General features: G+C 74.6%; 17 protein-coding genes, 1 pseudogene and 1 other annotated feature. Of the genes and pseudogenes, 11 read left to right on the forward strand and 7 right to left on the reverse strand.

Annotated elements, in window-relative coordinates; genetic code table 11:
* Nucleotides 1-118 precede the first annotated feature (118 nt).
* The 3 genes from ABTY15_RS37705 to ABTY15_RS37715 form a co-directional block, all read right to left on the reverse strand.
* Nucleotides 119-349, reverse strand: a complete 231-nt coding sequence (locus ABTY15_RS37705; protein ID WP_350606326.1) for an IS3 family transposase — start codon at nt 347-349, stop codon at nt 119-121.
* A 45-nt stretch (nt 350-394) separates the two neighbouring features.
* Nucleotides 395-511 (reverse strand) — a sequence feature (AL1L pseudoknot).
* The gene (locus ABTY15_RS37710; protein ID WP_350606329.1) at nt 466-672 is read right to left on the reverse strand and encodes a hypothetical protein; all 207 of its coding nucleotides are present in this window, start codon (nt 670-672) and stop codon (nt 466-468) included. (Overlaps the previous feature by 46 nt.)
* A 144-nt stretch (nt 673-816) precedes the next feature.
* The gene (locus tag ABTY15_RS37715) at nt 817-2,877 is read right to left on the reverse strand and encodes a phosphocholine-specific phospholipase C (RefSeq protein ID WP_350606332.1); all 2,061 of its coding nucleotides are present in this window, start codon (nt 2,875-2,877) and stop codon (nt 817-819) included.
* A gap of 236 nt (nt 2,878-3,113) precedes the next feature.
* On the opposite strand from ABTY15_RS37715, the gene ABTY15_RS37720 reads away from it, so the two are divergent.
* The 4 genes from ABTY15_RS37720 to ABTY15_RS37735 all read left to right on the forward strand — a co-directional run bounded on the left by ABTY15_RS37720 (nt 3,114) and on the right by ABTY15_RS37735 (nt 8,792).
* Nucleotides 3,114-3,278 carry an FDLD family class I lanthipeptide gene (locus ABTY15_RS37720; protein ID WP_350606335.1) on the forward strand — a complete coding sequence of 55 codons (165 nt, stop codon included), beginning with the start codon at nt 3,114-3,116 and terminating at the stop codon, nt 3,276-3,278.
* A 127-nt stretch (nt 3,279-3,405) separates the two neighbouring features.
* Nucleotides 3,406-6,765 carry a lantibiotic dehydratase gene (locus ABTY15_RS37725; protein ID WP_350606339.1) on the forward strand — a complete coding sequence of 1,120 codons (3,360 nt, stop codon included), beginning with the start codon at nt 3,406-3,408 and terminating at the stop codon, nt 6,763-6,765.
* Nucleotides 6,762-8,129 carry a lanthionine synthetase C family protein gene (locus ABTY15_RS37730; protein WP_350606343.1) on the forward strand — a complete coding sequence of 456 codons (1,368 nt, stop codon included), beginning with the start codon at nt 6,762-6,764 and terminating at the stop codon, nt 8,127-8,129. Before ABTY15_RS37725 ends, ABTY15_RS37730 begins: the two co-directional genes overlap by 4 nt.
* Nucleotides 8,130-8,165: 36 nt before the next feature.
* Nucleotides 8,166-8,792 carry a flavoprotein gene (locus ABTY15_RS37735; protein WP_350606346.1) on the forward strand — a complete coding sequence of 209 codons (627 nt, stop codon included), beginning with the start codon at nt 8,166-8,168 and terminating at the stop codon, nt 8,790-8,792.
* A 26-nt stretch (nt 8,793-8,818) separates the two neighbouring features.
* Here the strand turns inward: ABTY15_RS37735 and ABTY15_RS37740 are convergent, their stop codons facing one another.
* Complete coding sequence (locus ABTY15_RS37740) at nt 8,819-10,168, reverse strand: BTAD domain-containing putative transcriptional regulator (protein ID WP_350606349.1); 1,350 nt, start codon at nt 10,166-10,168, stop codon at nt 8,819-8,821.
* 114 nt (nt 10,169-10,282) lie between these two features.
* Here ABTY15_RS37740 and ABTY15_RS37745 point away from each other — a divergent pair, with 114 nt between their 5' ends.
* The gene (locus ABTY15_RS37745) at nt 10,283-10,819 is read left to right on the forward strand and encodes a hypothetical protein (protein WP_350606351.1); all 537 of its coding nucleotides are present in this window, start codon (nt 10,283-10,285) and stop codon (nt 10,817-10,819) included.
* A gap of 121 nt (nt 10,820-10,940) precedes the next feature.
* Here ABTY15_RS37745 and glmS read toward each other — a convergent pair whose 3' ends face one another.
* The gene (glmS, locus tag ABTY15_RS37750; protein WP_350606354.1) at nt 10,941-12,767 is read right to left on the reverse strand and encodes a glutamine--fructose-6-phosphate transaminase (isomerizing); all 1,827 of its coding nucleotides are present in this window, start codon (nt 12,765-12,767) and stop codon (nt 10,941-10,943) included.
* A gap of 37 nt (nt 12,768-12,804) precedes the next feature.
* Nucleotides 12,805-13,080 (reverse strand): hypothetical protein, encoded by a 276-nt coding sequence (locus ABTY15_RS37755; protein WP_350606360.1) that lies wholly within the window; start codon nt 13,078-13,080, stop codon nt 12,805-12,807.
* Between the two features lie 192 nt (nt 13,081-13,272).
* Between ABTY15_RS37755 and asnB the strand changes: the two genes are divergently transcribed.
* The 6 genes from asnB (at nt 13,273) to ABTY15_RS37785 (ending at nt 19,440) form a co-directional block, all read left to right on the forward strand.
* Nucleotides 13,273-15,123: an asparagine synthase (glutamine-hydrolyzing) gene (gene asnB, locus ABTY15_RS37760; RefSeq protein WP_350606364.1), complete on the forward strand. Its 1,851-nt coding sequence runs from the start codon at nt 13,273-13,275 to the stop codon at nt 15,121-15,123.
* 232 nt (nt 15,124-15,355) lie between these two features.
* Nucleotides 15,356-16,492 carry a hypothetical protein gene (locus ABTY15_RS37765; RefSeq protein WP_350606367.1) on the forward strand — a complete coding sequence of 379 codons (1,137 nt, stop codon included), beginning with the start codon at nt 15,356-15,358 and terminating at the stop codon, nt 16,490-16,492.
* 162 nt (nt 16,493-16,654) lie between these two features.
* A complete protein-coding gene (locus tag ABTY15_RS37770) occupies nt 16,655-18,094 on the forward strand; it encodes a pyridoxal phosphate-dependent decarboxylase family protein (protein ID WP_350606370.1) in 1,440 nt (479 codons plus the stop codon).
* A gap of 97 nt (nt 18,095-18,191) precedes the next feature.
* Nucleotides 18,192-18,749 (forward strand): hypothetical protein, encoded by a 558-nt coding sequence (locus ABTY15_RS37775; RefSeq protein WP_350606374.1) that lies wholly within the window; start codon nt 18,192-18,194, stop codon nt 18,747-18,749.
* Nucleotides 18,750-18,840: 91 nt separating this feature from the next.
* Nucleotides 18,841-19,164 carry a CU044_2847 family protein gene (locus ABTY15_RS37780; RefSeq protein WP_350606376.1) on the forward strand — a complete coding sequence of 108 codons (324 nt, stop codon included), beginning with the start codon at nt 18,841-18,843 and terminating at the stop codon, nt 19,162-19,164.
* A gap of 6 nt (nt 19,165-19,170) precedes the next feature.
* Complete coding sequence (locus ABTY15_RS37785; RefSeq protein ID WP_350606379.1) at nt 19,171-19,440, forward strand: trypsin-like peptidase domain-containing protein; 270 nt, start codon at nt 19,171-19,173, stop codon at nt 19,438-19,440.
* On the opposite strand, the pseudogene ABTY15_RS37790 reads toward ABTY15_RS37785, so the two are convergent.
* Nucleotides 19,431-19,518 (reverse strand): annotated as a pseudogene (locus tag ABTY15_RS37790) (DUF3105 domain-containing protein); the annotation flags it as partial. The gene ABTY15_RS37785 and the pseudogene ABTY15_RS37790 overlap by 10 nt on opposite strands.

Below are 19,518 nucleotides of genomic sequence, written 5' to 3' on the forward strand. Positions count from 1 at the left end.
GACGAGGCCCGTGAGCAGCACGGGACGGTCGTGCTCAGCCAGGTGCTGGCCGGCGGCGGGGGCGTCGGCAAGACCCAGCTCGCCGCCCACTACGCAGCTACTGAACCGGCGCCGGGCTTCACACTGCCGCGGAGGGACCGCCCGCTGACGGCCGCAGGTTGCGGCGCCGGAAGCCCGCCGCCCCGCTGGCCCCGGCCAGCCCCGACTCCCGCATCAGCCGTTCGACCGTGCACCGTGCCACGTCGACGCCCTCGCGCCGCAGCTGCGTCCAGACCCGGCGCGCGCCGAAGGTGCGGTTGCTCTCCTCGTAGGCGCGGCGGATCCGGTCCAGCAGCTCAGCGTCCCGCACGGCGCGGGCGGAGGCCGGCCGGGAGCGGGCCGCGTAGTACGTCGACGGGGGGATCCGCAGCGCGCGGCAGATCCGCTCGACCCCGTGCGACGTCCGGTACGCCTCGATGAACCGGATCAGTGCGGGCGTCGCGGGCCGAGCTCCCGCGTGAAGAAAGGGGAGGCCTCCCGGAGGATCTCGTTCTCGCACTCCAGCTCGTGGATCCTGCGGCGCAGCGCGGCGACCTCGTCGGTCTGCGCGGCCTGTGGCGGGCGGGCCGTCCGGGGCTGGCGGGCCGTTCGGGGCGCGGTTGCCGCCCGGTCCGTCGGGTGTTCCAAGGTCATCCACTGCTCCACGTCTCTCGGGGACACACGGCCCTCCCTGGGGAGGGCTCATGGTCAACAACGACGCGGCCAGGCGCCGGAGCGTTCCCCGGCGCCTGGCGGAGACCCGTCGGGTGGGTCTGGGTGTGGAGTGCCGGTGCGGCGTCAGTAGGTCAGCAGGCCGGGGTCGGAGAGGCCGGGGGCGCCGGTCTCGACGTGGCCGGCGAAGCGGCGGACGAAGTCGGCCGTCGCGCTGGAGGTGACGGTGACGTCGTACCAGTGGCGGCAGCCGCTCAGGTCGACGGTGAACGCGACGGTCGCCCCGCGGCGGACGGTGAGGGTCTGCGGAGCGCCGCCGTAGGCGTTGACCACGGTGAGCACGGCGTCCGCGGTGCCGGCGTTGGTGAAGGTCAGGTCGAGGTTGCCGGTGGTCGCGTTGTGGCGCGCGACGGCCTCGGGCCCGGCGGTCTTGCCGGGGTTGCGGAAGCGGCGCAGGAAGCCGTTCGGCCCGTGCACGGTCAGGTCCGTGACGCCCTTGGAGTACTTGGTGTTCCAGGCGTCGCCGATGGTCTTGCCGGCCTCTGTGGTGTACGTCCACGGGCCGTCGGTGCGGACCGGCGAGGTCACCAGGAACTGGGCGCCCGCCGCGGCGCCGCCGCTGAAGGTGAGGGCGAACTTCCCGCTGACGACGTCGGCCGCGCCGTCCACGTACGGCGCGTACTTGAGCGGGCGGGTGGGCTTGGCGCCCGGCTCCTGCTTGGGCAGGGTGCCGGTGGCGGGCGGGGTGGGCACGTAGTCCGGGTGCCGGTTGTGGTCCGGCGGGAGGTAGCCGGCCGTGGAGGGCAGCGTCGCCGGGGTCGCGTTCGAGGTGGTGAAGTCGAAGGCGGAGGTCAGGTCGCCGCAGACGGCGCGCCGCCAGGGCGAGATGTTGGGCTCCTGGACGCCGAAGCAGCGCTCCATGAAACGGATGATCGAGGTGTGGTCGAAGGTCTCGGAGCAGCTGTAGCCGCCGGTGCTCCAGGGCGAGACGACCAGCATCGGCACCCGCTGGCCGAGGCCGTACGGGCCGGCCGCGTAGCCGGTGCTGCCCCCGTAGTAGTCCGCGCCGGTCGCCACGGTGGACAGGCCCTGACTCGCGGAGGAGGGCGGGAACGGCGGCACGACGTGGTCGAAGAAGCCGTCGTTCTCGTCGTAGGTGATGAACAGCGCCGTGCGGGCCCACACGTCGGGGTTGGAGGTCAGCGCGTCCAGGACCTGCGAGACGTACCAGGCGCCGTAGTTCGCGGGCCAGTTGGGGTGCTCGGTGAAGGCCTCGGGGGCGGCTATCCAGGAGATCTGCGGCAGGGTGCCGGCCTGCACGTCGCGCCGCAGCAGGTCGAACAGGCCGTCGCCGGCCTTGGCGTCGGTGCCGGTGCGGGCCTTGTCGTAGAGCGGGTCGCCGGGCTTGGCGTTGCGGTAGTTGTTGAAGTACAGCAGCGAGTTGTCGCCGTAGTTGCCGCGGTAGGCGTCGCCGATCCAGCCCCAGGAGCCGGCCGCGTCCAGGCCGTCGCCGATGTCCTGGTAGATCTTCCAGGAGACGCCGGCCTTCTCCAGCCGCTCGGGGTAGGTCGTCCAGGAGTACCCGGCCTCCTGGTTGCCGAGCACCGGGCCGCCGCCGGTGCCGTCGTTGCCGGTGCAGCCCGTCCACATGTAGTAGCGGTTCGGGTCGGTGGAGCCGATGAACGAGCAGTGGTAGGCGTCGCAGAGGGTGAACGCGTCGGCGAGCGCGTAGTGGAACGGGATGTCGTTCCGGGTCAGGTAGGCCATCGTGGTGGCGGTCTTGGCGGGGACCCACTGGTCGTACTTGCCGTTGTTGAAGGCCTTGTGGCCGCCGGCCCAGTCGTGGTTGAGGTCCTGGATGAACTGCAGGCCGAGGTCGCTGACCTGCGGGCGGAACGGCAGCACCTCCTTCTTGGCGCTGTCCGTCTGGTACCACACCGGCTTGCCGCTCGGCAGGGTGACGGGGCGGGGGTCGCCGAAGCCGCGGACGCCCTTCATCGCTCCGAAGTAGTGGTCGAACGAACGGTTCTCCTGCATCAGCACGACGATGTGCTCGACGTCCTGGATGGTGCCGGTGCTCCCCAGCGGGGTGATGGCCGCGGCTCGGGCGATGCTCTGCGACAGCGACGAGAACGCGACGGTGGCACCGGCCAGTTGGAGGAAACGGCGGCGGTTCAGATCTGCCATGGGTGGGATGACCTCTGCGTGTCACGGGGGGTGGCGGACGGTGACCCAAGAACAGCGCGCGCGGGGTACCGCCCGGCGGACCGTTCATGACTGCCCGCTGTACGCCAGACGAACGCCTCAAGTTGTACGAACACGTCAGAGGTCTGGAGCATTTGTCGAGTACCCCTCAAGCGCTCGTTCGTAGCGTGAACCGCGCTCCATCATCACCAACCGGACCATCGACCGGAGGAGTTCGCATGCCCACTGCCGTTCTGGAAACCGCCACCACCGAGACGGTCCTCGACGACCTCTTCGACCTGGACATCCAGGTCGAGGTCACCGAGACCCCCGCCGAGGCCGGCTTCACCACCTGGGGGTGCAGCGTCACCTGTTCCTGCTTCGCGACCTCGCTCTGCTGCTGACCGACCGACTCGCACCTCGGCAGACTGCCTGACGCACGGGGCCGGCGGTCCGGACCGCCGGCCCCGTGCCAGGTGTTCCTCCGCCCGCCGCCACGCCGCCCCGCCGCCACCCGAGGGAGCGCCCCTGATGCCCGATCAGCCCGCCGCCCCGCCGCTCTTCCGCGCCCCGCCGCTCTTCCGCGCCGCGCCGGTCGCCCTGCTGCGGGCCCCGCTGCGGGCCCGGTCGCACCGGCCGGACTGGGCCGCTCCCACCGCAGCGGACGGGCCGGGCGGGCTCGGCGACACCGCGCCCGCCGACCGCGCGGCCTGCCTGGCGCTGCTGCGCGGGGCCGCCGCCGACCCGCTGTTCATGGCCGCGCTGCGGGTCGCCAGCCCCTCGCTGGCCCGGGTGGTGGCGGCGACCGCCGAGCCGGCCCCCGCCGGGGCGCCCGACCCGACGAGCAGCCGGACCGACGCCCAACTGCGCCGGGCCGCCCACTCGGTGCTCCGCTACGAGCTGCGGCTGCGCACCCGCTGCACCCCCTTCGGCCTCTTCGCCGGAGTCTCCCCGCTGCGGTTCGAGGACACCGCCGGGCTGCCCGCGCCGGTCAAGGCGGTCTGGACCGAGCCGCCCACCAGCCGCACCCGGGTGGACCTCGACTGGCTGTTCCGGCTGATCCGACGGTTGGAGCAACAGCCCGAGCTGATCCCGCACCTGCCGCTGCACCGGCACGCCGGCACCGTCCGCCGCGGCGACCGGCTGGTGATGACCGCCCCCTCCAACCCGGGCAGCAGCGCCGGCGACCTCGCGCGCGCCGAGGTGTCGGTGCGGCTCACCCCGGTGGTCGCCGCCGCGCTGGAGCTGGCCGGTACCGGGCCGACCGGCGCCGAGCTCGCCACCGAGCTGCAACGCCGGTTCCCGCAGGCCGCGCCGGGGCGGATCGCGGGGCTGCTGGCCGCCCTGGTGCGCCAGGAGTTCCTGATCACCGGGCTGCGTCCGGTCCTCGACGGCGGCGATCCGCTCAACCGGATGATCGAGGTCCTGGCCGGGGCCGAACGATCGGCTTGCCGGCCGCTGCCCGCGCTCGCCGCGCTGCGCGCCGTCGCCGCCGACCGCGACCGGTACGACCGCGCCCCGCTGGGGCCGGCGGGGCAGGACCTGGCGGAGCGGGCCGCCGCGCTGGCCGCACTGGAGCACGGGCTGCACCAACTCGCCGACAGTGAACGGCTGCTGCACGTCGACCTGGCCCTCGGCGCCGAGGTGCGGCTGCCGCGGACCGTCGCCGAGGAGGCGGCCCGCGCCCTGGACACGCTCTGGCGGCTCACCCCGGGCGGCCACGGTCTGCCCCATCTGCGTGCCTACCACCGGGAGTTCCTGGAACGCTACGGAGCCGACCGGGTGGTCCCGCTGGTCGAGCTGCTGGACGACACGGTCGGCCTGGGCGCGCCCGCCGGGTACGGCTGGCCGGCCTCGGCCCGGCCCGAGGAGGCGCCGCCCCGACCCACCCCGGCCCGGGACACCCTGATCGCCCGGCTGGTCGCCGGCGCGGCGCAGGCGGGCGCCCGGGAGGTGGTGCTGGACGACGCGCTGGTGGCCCGGCTGGCCACCGCCGCCGGGCCGGGACCCGGGCGACCGCCGCGCTCCTGCCAGCTCTTCTACGCCCTGGTCGCCGCCGACCAACAGGCCCTGACCGACGGGGACTTCCTCCTGGTCACCACCGGCGGGCCGAGCCACGCCGAGGCCGGCTCCACCTTCGGCCGGTTCGCCGGCCTGCCCGGCGCGGCCGAACCGGTCGACTCGGTGCTCGCCGAACTGGCCGAGGCGACCTTCCCGGAGACCCCCGGGGCGCTGCACCTCGGCGTCGCCTACCAGCCGCGCACCACCCGGGCGCTCAACCTGGCCAACAGCCGCCGGTCCGTACCGCACCAGCTCGCCATCGGCCTGCCGCCGGACCCGGACGCCACCGCCGTCCCGCTGGACCACATCGGGGTGGCCGCCACCGTGGACCACCTGTACCCGGTGCACCTGCCCACCGGCCGCCGGCTCCTGCCGCACGCACAGAACGCGATCGACCTGCGGACCCAGGCCCCGAACGCCGCCCGCCTGCTGCTGGAACTGGGCCGGGACGCCCACCGGTTGGGCGCGCCGTGGGACTGGGGCGCGGCCGTCCACGCGCCGTTCCTCCCCCGGGTCCGGTACGGCCGGGTGGTGCTCTTCTCGGCCACCTGGCGGCTGGACGAGCTGCGCGAGCAGACCGCGCTCGGCCCGGCCGACTGGCGGGCCGCGGTGGAGCGTTGGCGCCGGAAGTGGCGGGCGCCGGAACGACTCGTCCTGACCAAGTACGACCTCCGGCTGCCGCTGGACCTCGCGGAGGCCTGGCACCTGGAGCTGCTGCGGGAGGAGATCGCCAAGGATCCGGACCTGGTCGCGATGGAGCCGGCCGGCGGCGAGGACCGCTCCAGCGGCTGGCTACGCGGCCCGGACGGGCAGCCGCACGCGGCGGAAGTATCGCTCGCCTTCACTGCTTTGATGGATCATCAGATCGAGACAAGGAACCCGGAGGCCCCCGTCCGGACCCGCGAGCGGGTGGCCGACCCGGGCGGCGACTGGCTGTACGCCCGGCTCTACCTGGCCGGCCGGCACACGGAGGGCTTCCTGGCCGAGCAGCTCCCGGCCTTCCTCGCCGAACTCCCGGATGACACCCGGGAGTTGATCGACCGCTGGTTCTTCGTCCGGTACCGGGACGCGGCGGACCACCTGCGCCTGCGGTTCCACGGCCCCGCCGACCTCCTCTGGCCCCGGCTGCTGCCGCGGCTGCGGGACGCCGTGGCGCGGTGGCGCGCCCAAGGGCTGGTCGGGCGGTTCGCGCTGGACGGCTACGATCCCGAGTGGGAGCGCTACGGCGGCCCGCAGGCCCAGGCCGCCGCCGAGCGGTTCTTCACCGCCGACAGCCGCACCGCACTCACCCTGCTCGCGGCCCTCCGCCGCCCGGGTCGACCGGCCGCCGATGGCCAACTCCCGTGGGACAAGGAGCTCCTGGCCGCGCTCTCGATCGCCTCGATCGCGCACGCCTTCGGCCCGCCGGCTCCCACGTCGACCGCCGCAGAACGCCCCGCCCGCCACCGGGAGCCCGCCGCCGCCTGGCTCAGCGGCTTCCCCACCGCCGCCGCCGCGCCGCCCGCGGGCTTCCGGGCCCGCCGGGCGGACTGGCTCCGGCTGATCGACCCGGCCGACGGCCACCCCGGGCTCGCCGCCCACCCGACCGGCCCCGCGGTGCTCGCCGCCCTCACCGAGCAGGCGGCACAACTGGCGCCCTATTGCGCGGAGTTGGACCGGCTCGCGGCGCATGGGGAGAACCCCTCGCCGCCGTCCCGAGTGCTCTCGGCGCTCCTCCACATGAGCTGCAACCGACTGCTCGGACCGGACCGGGAGGCCGAACTGCGGGCGATGGCACTGGCCCGCGCCTGCGTGATCGGGAACGCCGACCGAAGGAGGCACCAGCGGTGACCACCGGGACCGAGCTGATCGAGGCCACCGTCGAGCGGGTCGCCGCCGCCCTCGCCGCGCCCTGGCCGGTTACCCCGCAGGCCGCGCCCGTCTCGCTCGAAGGCGGCATCGGCGCCGCCCTGTTCCTGGTCGAGCTGGCCCGCCGCGACCCGGCCCGGCTGCCCGCCGCGCACGCCCTGATCGCCCCGGCCGCCCGGGCCCTGGCCGGCACCGCCTCGGTCGGGCTCAGCCACGGCCCGGCGCCGGTGCTGGCCGCCGTCCAGGCCGCCGCCCGGATCGGCCCGCACTACCCGCAGCTGCGGCACACGCTGACCGGCCACCTGGCGTCCGCACAGCTGGCCCGGGTCACCGCCGAACCGGACGGCCCGGGCGTCGGCTGGTCGGACTACGACGTGATCACCGGCCCGACCGGCACCGGTCGGCTGCTGCTGGCCGCGGTGACCGAGGGCGACCAGGTCGAACGCGCGGCCGCCGAACCGGCCCTGCGCGCCACCCTGGACCGGCTGGTCGCCCTCTCCCGGCCGGTGACCGTGGACGGGCGGCCGGTGCCGGGCTGGTGGGTGCCCAGCGACCGTCAGGCGACCGACGGCGACCGACGGGTCTTCCCGCGCGGCGACGTCAACCTGGGCCTGGCGCACGGCATCGCCGGCCCGCTGGCCCTGCTGGCCCGCAGCGCCGAGGAGGGCGTCACGGTGGGCGGCCAGCTGGACGCCGTGCACCGGATCGCCGAGTGGCTGGCCGCCCGCGCCGACCACGACGCGTACGGCCCCGCCTGGGAGCCCCGCCTCGGCCTCGACGCCGAGCTCGCCCGCGCCGATGCTCCTGCCGACCGCGCCGCCGCACCCCAATCCTCCCCGCACGCCGCCCGGTTCGGCGCCGCCTGGTGCTACGGCGCGGTGGGCATCGCCACCGCGCTCTACCGGGCCGGCCGGCTCACCGGCCAGGACGACTGGTGCCGGCTCGCCCTGCACAGCGCCCACGCCCTGGGGCACCGGCCCGGCGCCCTGGACCACCTCCAGGGCCCCACCGTCTGCCACGGCCTGGCCGGCCTCCTCCAGAGCCTGTGGCGGCTCGCCCGGCTGGCCGAGGACGAGGTGCTGCTGGACCACTGTGCCGGGATCGCCGAGCAGGTGGCCCGGCAGTGGGATCCGGCGGCCGCGTTCGGCTACCGCCACGTCGCCCCGGCCGACCGCCGGCGCGGCTGGGAGCTCGGACAACCGCTGGGCCTGGAGGAGAACCCGGGCGTCCTGGAGGGCGCGGCCGGCGTCGCCGCCGCCCTGCTGAGCACCCTGCCCGGCAGCACCGGCGGCACCGGTGAGCCGGCCCCGGACCCGGTCTGGGACCGGGTGCTGCTGCTGTCCTGATCCCCCGCCCGCCGCCCACCCCACCGGAGTCACGGCATGACCGCCACCCCCGAGCACCCACTGCCCGACCCGCCCATCGACCTGCCGCGCGGCCACCTGCTGCTGATCGGCACCGGCGCCATCGGCGTGGTCAACCTGCCGGGCTGGGCGATGTCGCTGCGGGTGCAGTGCGGCTGGTCGGTCCGGGCCTGCCTGACCACGGCCGCGGACGCCCTGGTCTCCCGGCAGGCGCTGGCCGCGATCACCCAGGCCCCGGTGAGCGGGCCGGACTGGGACACCGCACCGGGGCGGGTGCCGCACCAGGAGCTGGCCGACTGGGCCGACCTGGTCCTCGTGCTACCCGCCACGGTGAACTTCATCGGCAAGCTCGCCGCGGGCATCGCCGACAGCCTCGCCCTCAGCACGGTGCTGAACACCGCGGCCCCGGTGGTGATCGGGCCGTCCGTCCCCGCCACCGCGCTCTGCCGCCCGGTGGTCCGCCGCAACCTGCGCACACTGCACGAGGACGGCTACACCGTCGTCCCGCGCGGCCCCGCGCTCTCCGTCCACGCCGGCACCGGCTCGGACGGCTGGACCAGCGACCTGCCCGCGGCCCTCCGGGCGGCGGCCCGCCGCCTCGCCGCGGCCCCGCGCCCGACGGCGGGAGCCGACGCCGAGGCGTAGCGGCCGAGGGACGGAACGGAAAGCCCCTAGGACCGATCTGCGGGACCGGGCCGGCCGGTCCCGCAGGTCGACAGGCTGCACCAGCGCCGGCGGTCACCCGGGCTCAGGAAGAGCCAGCCGCAGTCGGCGCTCGGGCAGCGGCACACGGTGAGCCGGCGCGGGTCGGCGAGCAGTTCGGCCGCCGCCCGGGCGGCAGCGTACAGCGGCACCCGCAGGCCGGCCGTCGGCGGCAGCCGCCAGTGCGCCAGCCCGTCCTCGCGCCGGCTGAACACCGCCGCGCGGGTGGCCTCCTGGACGACGGCGGCCACCGCGGCGAAGGCGGCGCCGTCCTGCGGGTCGGTCAGACAGGCGTACAGGTCCGCGCGGAACGCACAGGCGTCGGCCAGCACGTCGGCCGCCTCCTCGGGCCGCTCCCGTGCCTGCCGCAGCAGCCCGTCGACCAGCGGTTCGTCGACGAGGTCGTGGTGGCCGGCCCAGACCGCGAGGGTCGGGTAGCCGCGCAGCCAGTCGGAGCCGGGGAACCCCGCCGAGCCCCAGCCCGCGTAGGTGTTGCAGAACTCCAGCGCCGGGTGCCCGCCGGCGCTCCACGGCAGCCACTCCTGGCCGACCCGCACCGCGTACACCGGCCCCGGCGGCCGGTCCAACCGGGGGTCGGCCCGCAGGATGCGCTCGTACAGGGTGGCCAGTTCGGCGCCCGGCTCGATGCCGAGGGTGTCCGCCAGCACCTGCCGGGTGCGCTGGTGGAGGTCGAGCGCCTCGCTCTGCCGGCCGGCCCGGTACAGCGCGGTCATCAGGGCCAGGACCAGCTTCTCGCGGGCCGGGTGCTCCGCCACGGCCCCGGTCAGGTCGCCGAGGACCTGCTCGTGGCGCCCCATGGTGAGCAGGATCTCGGCCCGCCGTTCCAGGGCGGAGAGCCGCAGTTCGGCCAGCCGGCCGCCGATCCGCCCGCGCAGCGCGTCGTCGGCCACGTCCGCGAGGAGCGGCCCGCGCCACAGCGCGAGCGCCCGGTCGTAGCAGCGCACCCGCTCACCGGGGTCGCCGGTGGCGGCCGCCCGTCCGGTCAGCTCCAGGAACTCCCGGACGTCGACGGTGTGTCCGGCGGTGGCCAGGGCGTACCCGTCGTGCCGGGTCTCGACCGCCACCCCGTACGGGCGCAGCCGGGCCCGCAGCCGCCCGATGTACGTGTGCACGGTGCCGCGGGCCGAGCCGGGCGGGCTGCCGTTCCAGAGCAGGTCGATCAGCCGGTCGGTGGTCACCACCCGGCCGTCCTCCAGCAGCAGGACCGCCAGCAGGCACCGTTCCTGGCGGCGGCTGCCCGACAGGACGGGCTCTCCGTCGTGGCCGGCCTCGAACGGGCCGAGCAGTCGAAACTCCATGGCGGGACCTTAGGACGTGCCCGACGTGTGGTCAGCAGCCGGATGGTCAGAATCCGGTGAGCGGCGCCTGCCAGGCTCGGCTCAGCACGACGACAGCCCGTCAGGAGAGCGATGATGCGACGATTCCTCATGTGTACCGCGATGGTGGCCGCGAGCCTGGTCGGCCTGGCCGCCGCACCGGCCTCCGCCGCACCGGCGCAGGCCGGCACCGGCACCGACAACGGCCGTTGGGAGCCGTGGCCCTCGCCCTCCTTCGACCTCCCGGCGGGCTCACGGTGCGACTTCCCGGTCCACCTGGCCCCGGTGGTCGACCAGGTGGAGCGGCGGGTGCTGGAGACCGACGCCGACGGCAAGGCGACGAAGGTCGCCTTCCGGGGCGCGCTGGTGATGCGGGTCACCAACACCACCACCGGCGCCCGGTACGACGCGGACGCGGGCGGGCGCTCCGTGGTCGAGTACCACGCCGACGGCTCGCAGACCTGGCGCGCCCACGGCCCGATCCTGCTGGGATTCGGCGCGAACGCCGGCACCCTGGCCCGCGACCTCTACACCGTCGACGGCGTCTACACCGTCGACATCTCCGCCACCGGCTACCGCACCCTCGTCATCCGCCACGGCTCCGCCACCCCGCTCTGCGGCCTGGTCTCCTGACCGGACCGGACCGCCGTCCGCCCGCGAGCCGCCGACACGGGGCGGCGGCTCGCGGGCGTCCGACGAACGGCGGTCGGAAGGAACGGCGGACGAAAGGGGCGGCGGACCGTTGGGGCGGCGCCTACTCGACCGTGACGCTCTTGGCCAGGTTGCGCGGCCGGTCCACGTCGCGGCCGAGGGCGACCGCGGCGTGGTACGCGAGCAGCTGGAGCGGGATGTTGAGCAGCAGCGGGTCCAGCTCGGGCTCGCTCTTGGGCACCAGGATGCAGTGGTCGGCGAGCTTCTCCTCGGGGCGGCGGTGGGCCACCGCGATGACCCGGCCGGAGCGGGCCTTGATCTCACCGAGCGTGGTGAGGTTCTTGTCGAGCAGCTCGTCGTCCGGCACCAGGGCGACGGTGGGCAGTTCGGGGCTGATCAGGGCCAGCGGGCCGTGCTTGAGCTCGCTCGCCGGGTAGGCCTCGGCGTGGACGTACGAGATCTCCTTGAGCTTCTGCGCGCCCTCGCGGGCCACCGGGTAGCCGCGGACCCGGCCGATGAACATCATGCCCGCCGAACCGGCGTACTCGGCGGCGAGTTCGGCGATCGTGTCGCTCTGCTCCAGCACCTCGCGGATCTGCCCGGGCAGCGCGTTGAGGGCGTCGACGATCCGGCGGCCGTCGGCGGGCGACAGGTCGTGGATGCGGCCGAAGTGCAGGGCGAGCAGCGCGAAGGCGACCACGGTGGAGGTGAACGCCTTGGTGGAGGCGACCGAGATCTCCGGTCCGGCGTGCAGGTAGATGCCGCCGTCGCAGGCGCGGGCGATGGCGCTGCCGACGGTGTTGACCACCCCGAGCACCCGGCCGCCCTTGCGCTTGATCTCCTGGACGGCGGCCAGCGTGTCGTAGGTCTCGCCGGACTGGCTGACCGCGACGTACAGGGTGTCGGCCTCGATCACCGGGTTGCGGTAGCGGAACTCGGAGGCCGGCTCGCTGTGCGCGGGGATGCGGGAGAGCTCCTCGATCAGCTGGGCGCCCATCTCGCCCGCGTAGTAGGCGGATCCGCAGCCGAGGATCTTGACCCGGCGGATCTCGCGCAGCTCCCGGGCGTCCAGGTTGAGGCCGCCGAGGTGGGCGGTGGCGAAGCGCTCGTCGAGCCGGCCGCTGAGGGTGCGCTCGACCGAACCGGGCTGCTCGTGGATCTCCTTGAGCAGGAAGTGCTCGTAGCCGCCGGTGTCGTAGGAGTCGATCTCCCAGTCGACGGTGGACGGCTGACGGTGGGTGGTGCGGGCGTCCTCGGTGAAGGTGCGGAAGCCGTCGGCCCGGAGCACCGCCAGCTCGCCGTCCTCCAGGTGGACGACCTGGCGGGTGTAGCGGACCAGCGCGGAGACGTCCGAGGCGGCGAACATCTCCTTCTCGCCGATGCCGAGCACGATCGGGCTGCCGTTGCGGGCCATCACGATGCGGTCGGGCTGCTCGGCGTCGAGGACGGCGATGCCGTAGGTGCCGACGACCTTGCCGAGCGCGGCGCGGACGGCCTCCTCCAGCTCGACGCCCTCGGTGGCGTGCGCGGCGATCAGGTGGGCGAGCACCTCGGTGTCGGTCTCGGAGCGGAAGACGGCGCCGTCGGCGGTGAGCTTGGCGCGCAGCTCGTCGGCGTTCTCGATGATGCCGTTGTGGACGACGGCGATCCGCTCGGCGCCGTCCAGGTGCGGGTGCGCGTTGGCGTCGCTGGGCACGCCGTGGGTGGCCCAGCGGGTGTGGCCGATGCCGGTGCCGCCCTTGAAGCGGGCCGGCACGGCGGCGGCCAGGTCGGCGACCCGGCCCTTGGCCTTGCGGACCTTGATCCCGCCGGTGCGACCGGCCACGGCGACGCCGGCCGAGTCGTAGCCGCGGTACTCCAGCCGGGCCAGGCCCTCCAGCAGGAAGGGGGTCGCGTCCTTGGGGCCGATGTAGGCCACGATTCCGCACATGGTTGGGCTCCTAGGGAAGACGGGACGGTCCGGTCGCTCAGCCGTAGACGATCCGGCGCAGCTGGCGGACCGAGAGTTCGGGTGCCGCGACGCGGCGGGCGGGCAGTTCCTCGGCGAGCCGCGCGAAGATCCGCTCGTTGGTGAGTCCGCGTGCCTGTAGCTCGCCGTGGCGGCGCCGGACGTACTCCTCGGTGGTCTCGGAGAAGTACGCGAGGACCTCCGCCACGACCCGCGCCGCCTCCCGGGGCCCGAGCGGGCTGGTCCGGGTGAGGTGGGCGAGGAGGTCGTCGTGAGGGTGGGATGAGCTCGACACGAGTGAGGAGCCTAGGCCGCCTCCCCTGCCGAAGCCAAAGATCCTGCCCGAATTCGGGCAGGCATTCCGACTTTTGGCCCAGGCCGCCCCGGGGGTGCCGTTCGGCACTGTGCCGTTACGCCCTTGTAGCCGAACCCGCCCGCCACGTAGCGTGACCTTCTGCATACGTAGCGGAAGACCGGAGGCTTGCTGATGTGCGGGATCACCGGATGGGTCGCGTTCGACCGCGACCTCACCGCCGAACGGGCCGTCCTCGACGCGATGACGGCCACCCAGCTCTGCCGCGGCCCGGACGCGGGCGGCGTCCACCTGGAGCGGCACGCCGCGCTCGGCCACCGCCGGCTCGCGGTGATCGACGTCGAGGGCGGCGTCCAGCCGATGACGGTCGAGCAGGACGGCCGGGTGCTGGCCGCGCTCACCTACAGCGGCGAGGTCTACAACCACCGCGAGCTGCGCGCGGAGCTGACGGCGGCCGGCCACCGCTTCCGCACCCGCAGCGACACCGAGGTCGTGCTGCGCGGCTACCTGGAGTGGGGCGAGGGCCTGGCCGAACGGCTGAACGGCATGTTCGCCTTCGCCGTCTGGGACGCCCGGCGCGAGGAGCTGCTGCTGGTCCGCGACCGGATGGGCGTCAAACCCCTGCACTACCACCCCACCCCGCACGGGGTGGTCTTCGGCTCCGAGGTCAAGGCCCTGCTCGCGCACCCCGCGGTGTCGGCCGTGGTCGACCTGGACGGGCTGCGCGAGCTGCTCTCCTTCGCCCGCACCCCGGGGCTCACCCCCTACCGGGGCATCGCCGAGGTGCGCCCCGGCCACGTCGTCCGGATCCGCCGCGAGGGCGTCTCGGAGCGCCGCTACTGGGCGCTGGAGGCGCGCGAGCACACCCACAGCCTGCGGACCACGATCGCCACCGTCCGCGCCCTGCTGGAGGACATCGTGCACCGGCAACTGGAGGCCGACGTGCCGCTGTGCTCGCTGCTCTCCGGCGGCCTCGACTCCAGCGCCGTCACCGCCCTGGCCGCCCGGATCCTGCACGGCTCCGGCGCCGGCCCGGTGCGCTCCTTCGCCGTCGAGTTCACCGGCCAGGGCGAGCACTTCCACGCCGACGAGGTCCGGCAGACCCAGGACGGCCCGTACGCGCGGCTGCTCGCCCGGCACGTCGGCGCCCACCACAGCGTCGTCGAGGTCGACGCCGCCGAGCTCACCGACCCCGCCCGGCGCGCCGCCGTGCTGCGCGCCCGGGACGTCCCCGGCGGCGTCGGCGACATGGACGTCTCGCTGCTGCTGCTCTTCCGGGGCGTGCGCCGCCACTCCACGGTCGCCCTGTCCGGCGAGTCCGCGGACGAGCTGTTCGGCGGCTACCGCTGGTTCCACGACCCGGGCGCGATCGCCACCGAGGACTTCCCCTGGGCGGCCGCGGTCACCGGCATCGGCGGCGCCGGCTCCGGCCCGCGCGAACAGCTGCTCGACGCCGACCTGCTGCGCAAGCTCGACCTGGCCGGCTACCGGCGGGCCCGCTACCGCGAGGCGCTCACCGAGGTCCCGCACCTGCCGGGGGCCGACCCGGTCGAACGGCGGATGCGCGAGATCTCGTACCTCAACCTGACCCGTTTCGTGTGCATCCTGCTGGACCGCAAGGACCGGATGAGCATGGCCAACGGGCTGGAGGTGCGGGTGCCGTTCTGCGACCACCGGCTCGTCCAGTACGTCTTCAACACGCCGTGGTCGATGAAGCACTTCGACGGCCGGGAGAAGAGCCTGCTGCGCGCCGCCGTCCGGGACGTGCTGCCCGACGAGATCGCCGACCGGGTGAAGAGCCCCTACCCCGTCAGCTCCGACCCGCACTACCCGGCGCAGCTGCGGGCCGAGCTGGCCCGGCTCGCCGCGGCGGGCACCGCCCCGGTGCTCGACCTGCTGGACGGGCGCCGGCTCGGCGACGCGCTCGCCCCGGACACCGACCCGCAGAGCGTCCGGCTGGCCGTCGACCTCGCGCTGGACCTGAACGGCTGGCTGACGCGGTACCAGGTGCGCCTGGAGCTCTGAGCCCTGCCCCGCCCTGCCCAGCCCCGCCCTGCCCGGCTCTCCGCCCGCCGTTGGCAGGGGCCCGCTGCGCCGCCCGGGTGATCATCGGGAACCAACCCGCCGCATCCGGGCGTCGCAGCGTGCGATAGCGTCGCCGACACCTCCCGAATGGCGGGCGATAACGGGGAATCCCGCCGTCGCCCCGTCAGGATGGGAACGAACCGTCCATCTCGATCCGCCGGGGGATCCCGTCATGCAACCGCGAGTATTCGCGATCCTCACCGCCCTGCTGCTGGGCGTCCTGGGCCTCGGGTCGGTGGCCGTCACCGACTGGTCGCCCGCCGCGGCCAACGCGGCGACGGCCCCCGCCGCCACCGCCGGAACCCCCGGCGGCACCGCCGCCGCCCCCGGCACCGCCGCACCGGCCGGCACCCCCGCGAGCGCGACCCCGACCGGCGACCCGGCGGTGTGGACCCGCTCGACGCTGCGCAACAAGCTGATGGCCGAGATGGACGCCACCGACCCCGGCGTCGCCCTGGCCGACCTCGACAAGATCACCAAGGAGAAGCCGTACACCGTGCGCTTCTGCCACCCGATCGCGCACGAGCTCGGCCACGCGGCGGTCAAGCGCTTCAACGCCGACTTCCAGAAGGTCATCTCCTTCCCGCACGAGACCTGCGCGGCCGGCTACCTGCACGGCGCCGTCGAGGAGATGCTGAACGCCTCCAGCCAGCCCGAGGTCGACCTGCTCAAGCTGTGCGCGCCCAAGAACAGCGGCCCGTGCATCCACGGCGTCGGCCACGGCACCATGTTCGTCGCCAAGCAGGACGTGGCCAAGGCCCGCGACCTGTGCAACAAGTTCCCCACCGACCAGAACAAGATCCGCTGCTCCGAGGGCCTGTTCATGCAGCTCTTCGGCCCGGACGAGGAGGACGAGAAGGCCAAGGCGAACCTGCCCGCCGACAAGCTCGCCCAGGACCCGCTGTACCCGTGCAAGGACCAGCCGGCCCTGTTCCAGTCCGCGTGCTTCTTCTACGCCCCGACCTTCTACCTCTCCTCGCACGACTACCCGAACCACCCCGAGGTCTACGCCGACGCCCTCAAGTGGTGCCTCAACGGCAAGGCCTCCGGCGGGGTCACGGACTGCAGCCGCGGCGTCGGCTCGCGCACCATGAAGTACAACCTGGACCGCGAGGACTGGGCCGCCCAGCAGTGCGCCACCTCCGCCGACGCCGGGCAGCGCAAGGCCTGCACCGAGGGCCTGGTCAGCTACTACACGGTCAACTACACCGACGGCGGGGCGGCCGGGCGGCTCTGCGGCAAGATCACCAACAAGGAGATCCAGGGCTACTGCCGCTCCTCGGCCGGGCTCTCCGGCTCGCTCGACTGACCCCGCTCGTCCCACCGGGAGAACGTCCCACTGGGAGAGCAGCCCACTGGGAGGGCCCGCGCCGCACGGCGCGGGCCCGTTCCGTATCATCGGCCGCTCAGGGTGCGCCGAGGACGCCGCGCCTGTCCCCCGGCCCCTGGTCCCACGCTGGAGCGCCCCCTGATGACCCCCGAGGACTTCCGCGCCGCCGCGCACGCCACCGCCGACCTGGTCTCCGACCACCTCGCCGAACTGCCCGCCCGCCCGGTCTGGCAGCCGATGGCCGAGGCCGCCCGGCAGGCCCTGCTCGACGCCCCGCTGCCCGAGGACGGCCGGCCCCTCGCCGAGCTCGTCACCGCGATCGGCCGCGACGTGCTGCCGTACCCGATGGGCAACGGCAACCCGCGCTTCTTCGGCTGGGTCAACTCCGCCCCCGCCCCCGCCGGGGTGCTCGCCACCCTCGCCGCCGCCGCGATGAACCCCAGCTCGGCCGGCGGCGACCACGCCGACGTCCACCTGGAACGCGCCGTCGTCCGCTGGATCGCCGAACTCGTCGGCTTCCCCCACCCCGCCGGCGGCGGACTGCTCACCTCCGGCACCTCGATGGCCACCATCGTCTGCCTCGCCGCCGCCCGGAACCGCGCCGCCCGCGAAGCCGGACACGACCTGCGCGCGGACGGCCTGGCCGGCCTGCCGCCGCTGGTCGGCTACGTCACCGGCGAGACCCATTCCTGCGTCCGCAAGGCCGCCGAACTGCTCGGCCTCGGCAGCCGGTACCTGCGCACCGTCGCCACCGGCCCGGACGGCCGCCTCGACCCGGCCGACCTGCGGGCCGCGGTCGAGCGCGACCGGGCCGCCGGACTGCTGCCGTTCCTGGTCGTCGCCTCTGCCGGCACCGTCGGCACCGGAGCGGTCGACGCGTTCGGCCCGATCGCCGACCTCTGCGCCGAACAGCGCCTCTGGCTGCACGTCGACGGTGCGTACGGGGCCTTCGGCGTGCTCGACCCCGCCATCGCCCACCGCTACGCCGGCCTGGAGCGCGCCGACTCGCTCGCCCTCGACCCGCACAAGTGGCTCGGCGTGCCGGTGGACTGCGGCTGCGCCCTGGTCCGCGACCCGGAGGAGCTGCGCGGGACGTTCAGCCTCGTCCCGTCCTACCTGCGCGACGAGGCGGCCGGATCGCTCGGCTGGTTCTCCGAGTACGGCACCGAACAGACCCGCCCGTTCCGCGCGCTCAAGGTCTGGGCCACCATCGCCCACCGCGGCCGCGCCGGACTCGCCCGGGACGTCGCCCGCTGCACCGCGCTGGCCCGCCGGCTCGGCGCGCTGATCGAGGCCGACCCGGAACTGGAGCTGCTGGCCGAGGTGCAGACCTCCATCGTCGCCTTCCGCCACCGCCCGGCGGGCCTGGACGAGACCGCCCTCGACGCCCTCAACCGCGAACTCCCGGTCGCGGTCCAGCGGCGCGGGAGGGTGTTCGTCACCGGGGCACAGCTGGACGGCCGGGAGGTGCTGCGGGCCTGCCTGATCAACGCCGCCACCACCGAGGCCGACCTGGACCTCCTGCTCGCCGAGGTGAAGGCGGCCGCTGCGGAGGTGCAGGCCGCCGCCGACCTCCGGTGACGGTGCGCCGCGCGGCCGTAACGCGGAGCCGAAGACCTTAACCACCGGGTCACGGGAGGTTCGTGATCAGGAAACACCAGGTGGGCAAGGTGATGTCATGGAGCACACGGAGCACCAGACGACGACCGTACGCACCTCCTCCGAGCAGCTGACCCCCGCCCTCCCCCGTGCCCAACGGCGCGGCGCCAGGACCCACCGCTGGCGCCGCGACACCGTCGAACTCGCCGCCGTTTTCCTCTCGGTCACCGCGGCCGACCTGGTCGCCAAGGTCGTCGTGCACGGCCCCGACGGCCCGGTGGTCCTCGCCACCTCGGCCGTCGCCCTGCTCGCCACGGCGCTCTTCCACACCTGGTGGTCGCACCGCCACCGCCTGCACGCCCCACCGCCGCCGTCCCCGCTCCCCGATGTCGGCCCGACCGCCCTGTGGCGCGTCCGCACCACCACCCGCAACTCCCCGGCCGGCCTCGCCCCGGTCTGCACCGCCTTCGCCGAACGCCAGGTCGCCATCGTCTCGATGCAGTCCCACCCCCTCCAGCACGGCACCGTCGACGAGTTCTTCCTCCGCGCCCCGCACACCCTCACCCCCACCGACCTCGCCACCCTGATCACCACCGGCGGCCACCACCTCCTCGACACCCCCGTCCGGGTGGGCTAGGCACGCACGCCTGGGCCCCTTGCCGCCGACCGGCGCCAGGCCGGACCATGGAAGTGGACGCCGACCAGCACGAGCAGTACCTGGAGTGGCGATGTCCGACTTCGAATCCGTCATGGTCGCGGTGGTGCCGTCACCCGATGCCGCCGGAAACCTGGCCGGAGCCTCCTTACGCGAGCGCTTCGCCGACCGCGTCGACGAGCTGGCCGACACCGTCAACGAGGTGGCCGACAAGCTGCGGGACCGCCTGGTGGGCGGCCGGCAGGCCGACACCGAGGGCTGGGGCCTCGACGCCGTCGACATGGAGTTCTCGGTCGAACTGGAGGCCGCCTCCGGGGTGGTCCTGGCCCGGGCCGCCGTCACCGGCGGCTTCGCCGTCACCCTGTCCTTCCGGCGAAGGCACCCAGCGGGCGGGTGACTCCCGATGGACGCCCTCGCCATCGGCCGGCTCCTGCCGGACGGCGCGCCCGCCGGGTGGAGCGGCACCGGCTTCCTGGTCAGCGCGGAGTACGCCCTCACCGCGCGGCACGTCCTCTGCCCGCCGGGGCCCGTCGGGTCGGTGCGCGCCGACCCGGTCCCCAGCGGACAGCTGCGCTTCGCCGACGGCTCCTCCACGTCCTTCGCGCTCGAGGACCACGACGAGCAGCTCGACGTCGCGCTGCTGCGCGTCGCTCCTCCCCCGCCCTTGTCGTAGACGTGGCCCATGCAGTCCAGCCAGACCGCGTTGTGGTCGCCGCCGACCGGCGGGGTCATCGGGTAGTTGACCTTCTCC

Source organism: Kitasatospora sp. NPDC097643, from assembly GCF_040302625.1.
GTDB lineage: Bacteria > Actinomycetota > Actinomycetes > Streptomycetales > Streptomycetaceae > Kitasatospora.

Excerpts from the sequence above, each read along its gene's own strand:
- ABTY15_RS37710 (WP_350606329.1), bottom strand. The coding sequence starts at position 672 with ATGACCTTGGAACACCCGACGGACCGGGCGGCAACCGCGCCCCGAACG.
- ABTY15_RS37715 (WP_350606332.1), bottom strand. The coding sequence starts at position 2,877 with ATGGCAGATCTGAACCGCCGCCGTTTCCTCCAACTGGCCGGTGCCACC.
- ABTY15_RS37720 (WP_350606335.1), top strand. The coding sequence starts at position 3,114 with ATGCCCACTGCCGTTCTGGAAACCGCCACCACCGAGACGGTCCTCGAC.
- ABTY15_RS37725 (WP_350606339.1), top strand. The coding sequence starts at position 3,406 with ATGCCCGATCAGCCCGCCGCCCCGCCGCTCTTCCGCGCCCCGCCGCTC.
- ABTY15_RS37735 (WP_350606346.1), top strand. The coding sequence starts at position 8,166 with ATGACCGCCACCCCCGAGCACCCACTGCCCGACCCGCCCATCGACCTG.
- ABTY15_RS37740 (WP_350606349.1), bottom strand. The coding sequence starts at position 10,168 with ATGGAGTTTCGACTGCTCGGCCCGTTCGAGGCCGGCCACGACGGAGAG.
- ABTY15_RS37745 (WP_350606351.1), top strand. The coding sequence starts at position 10,283 with ATGCGACGATTCCTCATGTGTACCGCGATGGTGGCCGCGAGCCTGGTC.
- glmS (WP_350606354.1), bottom strand. The coding sequence starts at position 12,767 with ATGTGCGGAATCGTGGCCTACATCGGCCCCAAGGACGCGACCCCCTTC.
- asnB (WP_350606364.1), top strand. The coding sequence starts at position 13,273 with ATGTGCGGGATCACCGGATGGGTCGCGTTCGACCGCGACCTCACCGCC.
- ABTY15_RS37765 (WP_350606367.1), top strand. The coding sequence starts at position 15,356 with ATGCAACCGCGAGTATTCGCGATCCTCACCGCCCTGCTGCTGGGCGTC.
- ABTY15_RS37770 (WP_350606370.1), top strand. The coding sequence starts at position 16,655 with ATGACCCCCGAGGACTTCCGCGCCGCCGCGCACGCCACCGCCGACCTG.
- ABTY15_RS37775 (WP_350606374.1), top strand. The coding sequence starts at position 18,192 with ATGGAGCACACGGAGCACCAGACGACGACCGTACGCACCTCCTCCGAG.
- ABTY15_RS37780 (WP_350606376.1), top strand. The coding sequence starts at position 18,841 with ATGTCCGACTTCGAATCCGTCATGGTCGCGGTGGTGCCGTCACCCGAT.
- ABTY15_RS37785 (WP_350606379.1), top strand. The coding sequence starts at position 19,171 with ATGGACGCCCTCGCCATCGGCCGGCTCCTGCCGGACGGCGCGCCCGCC.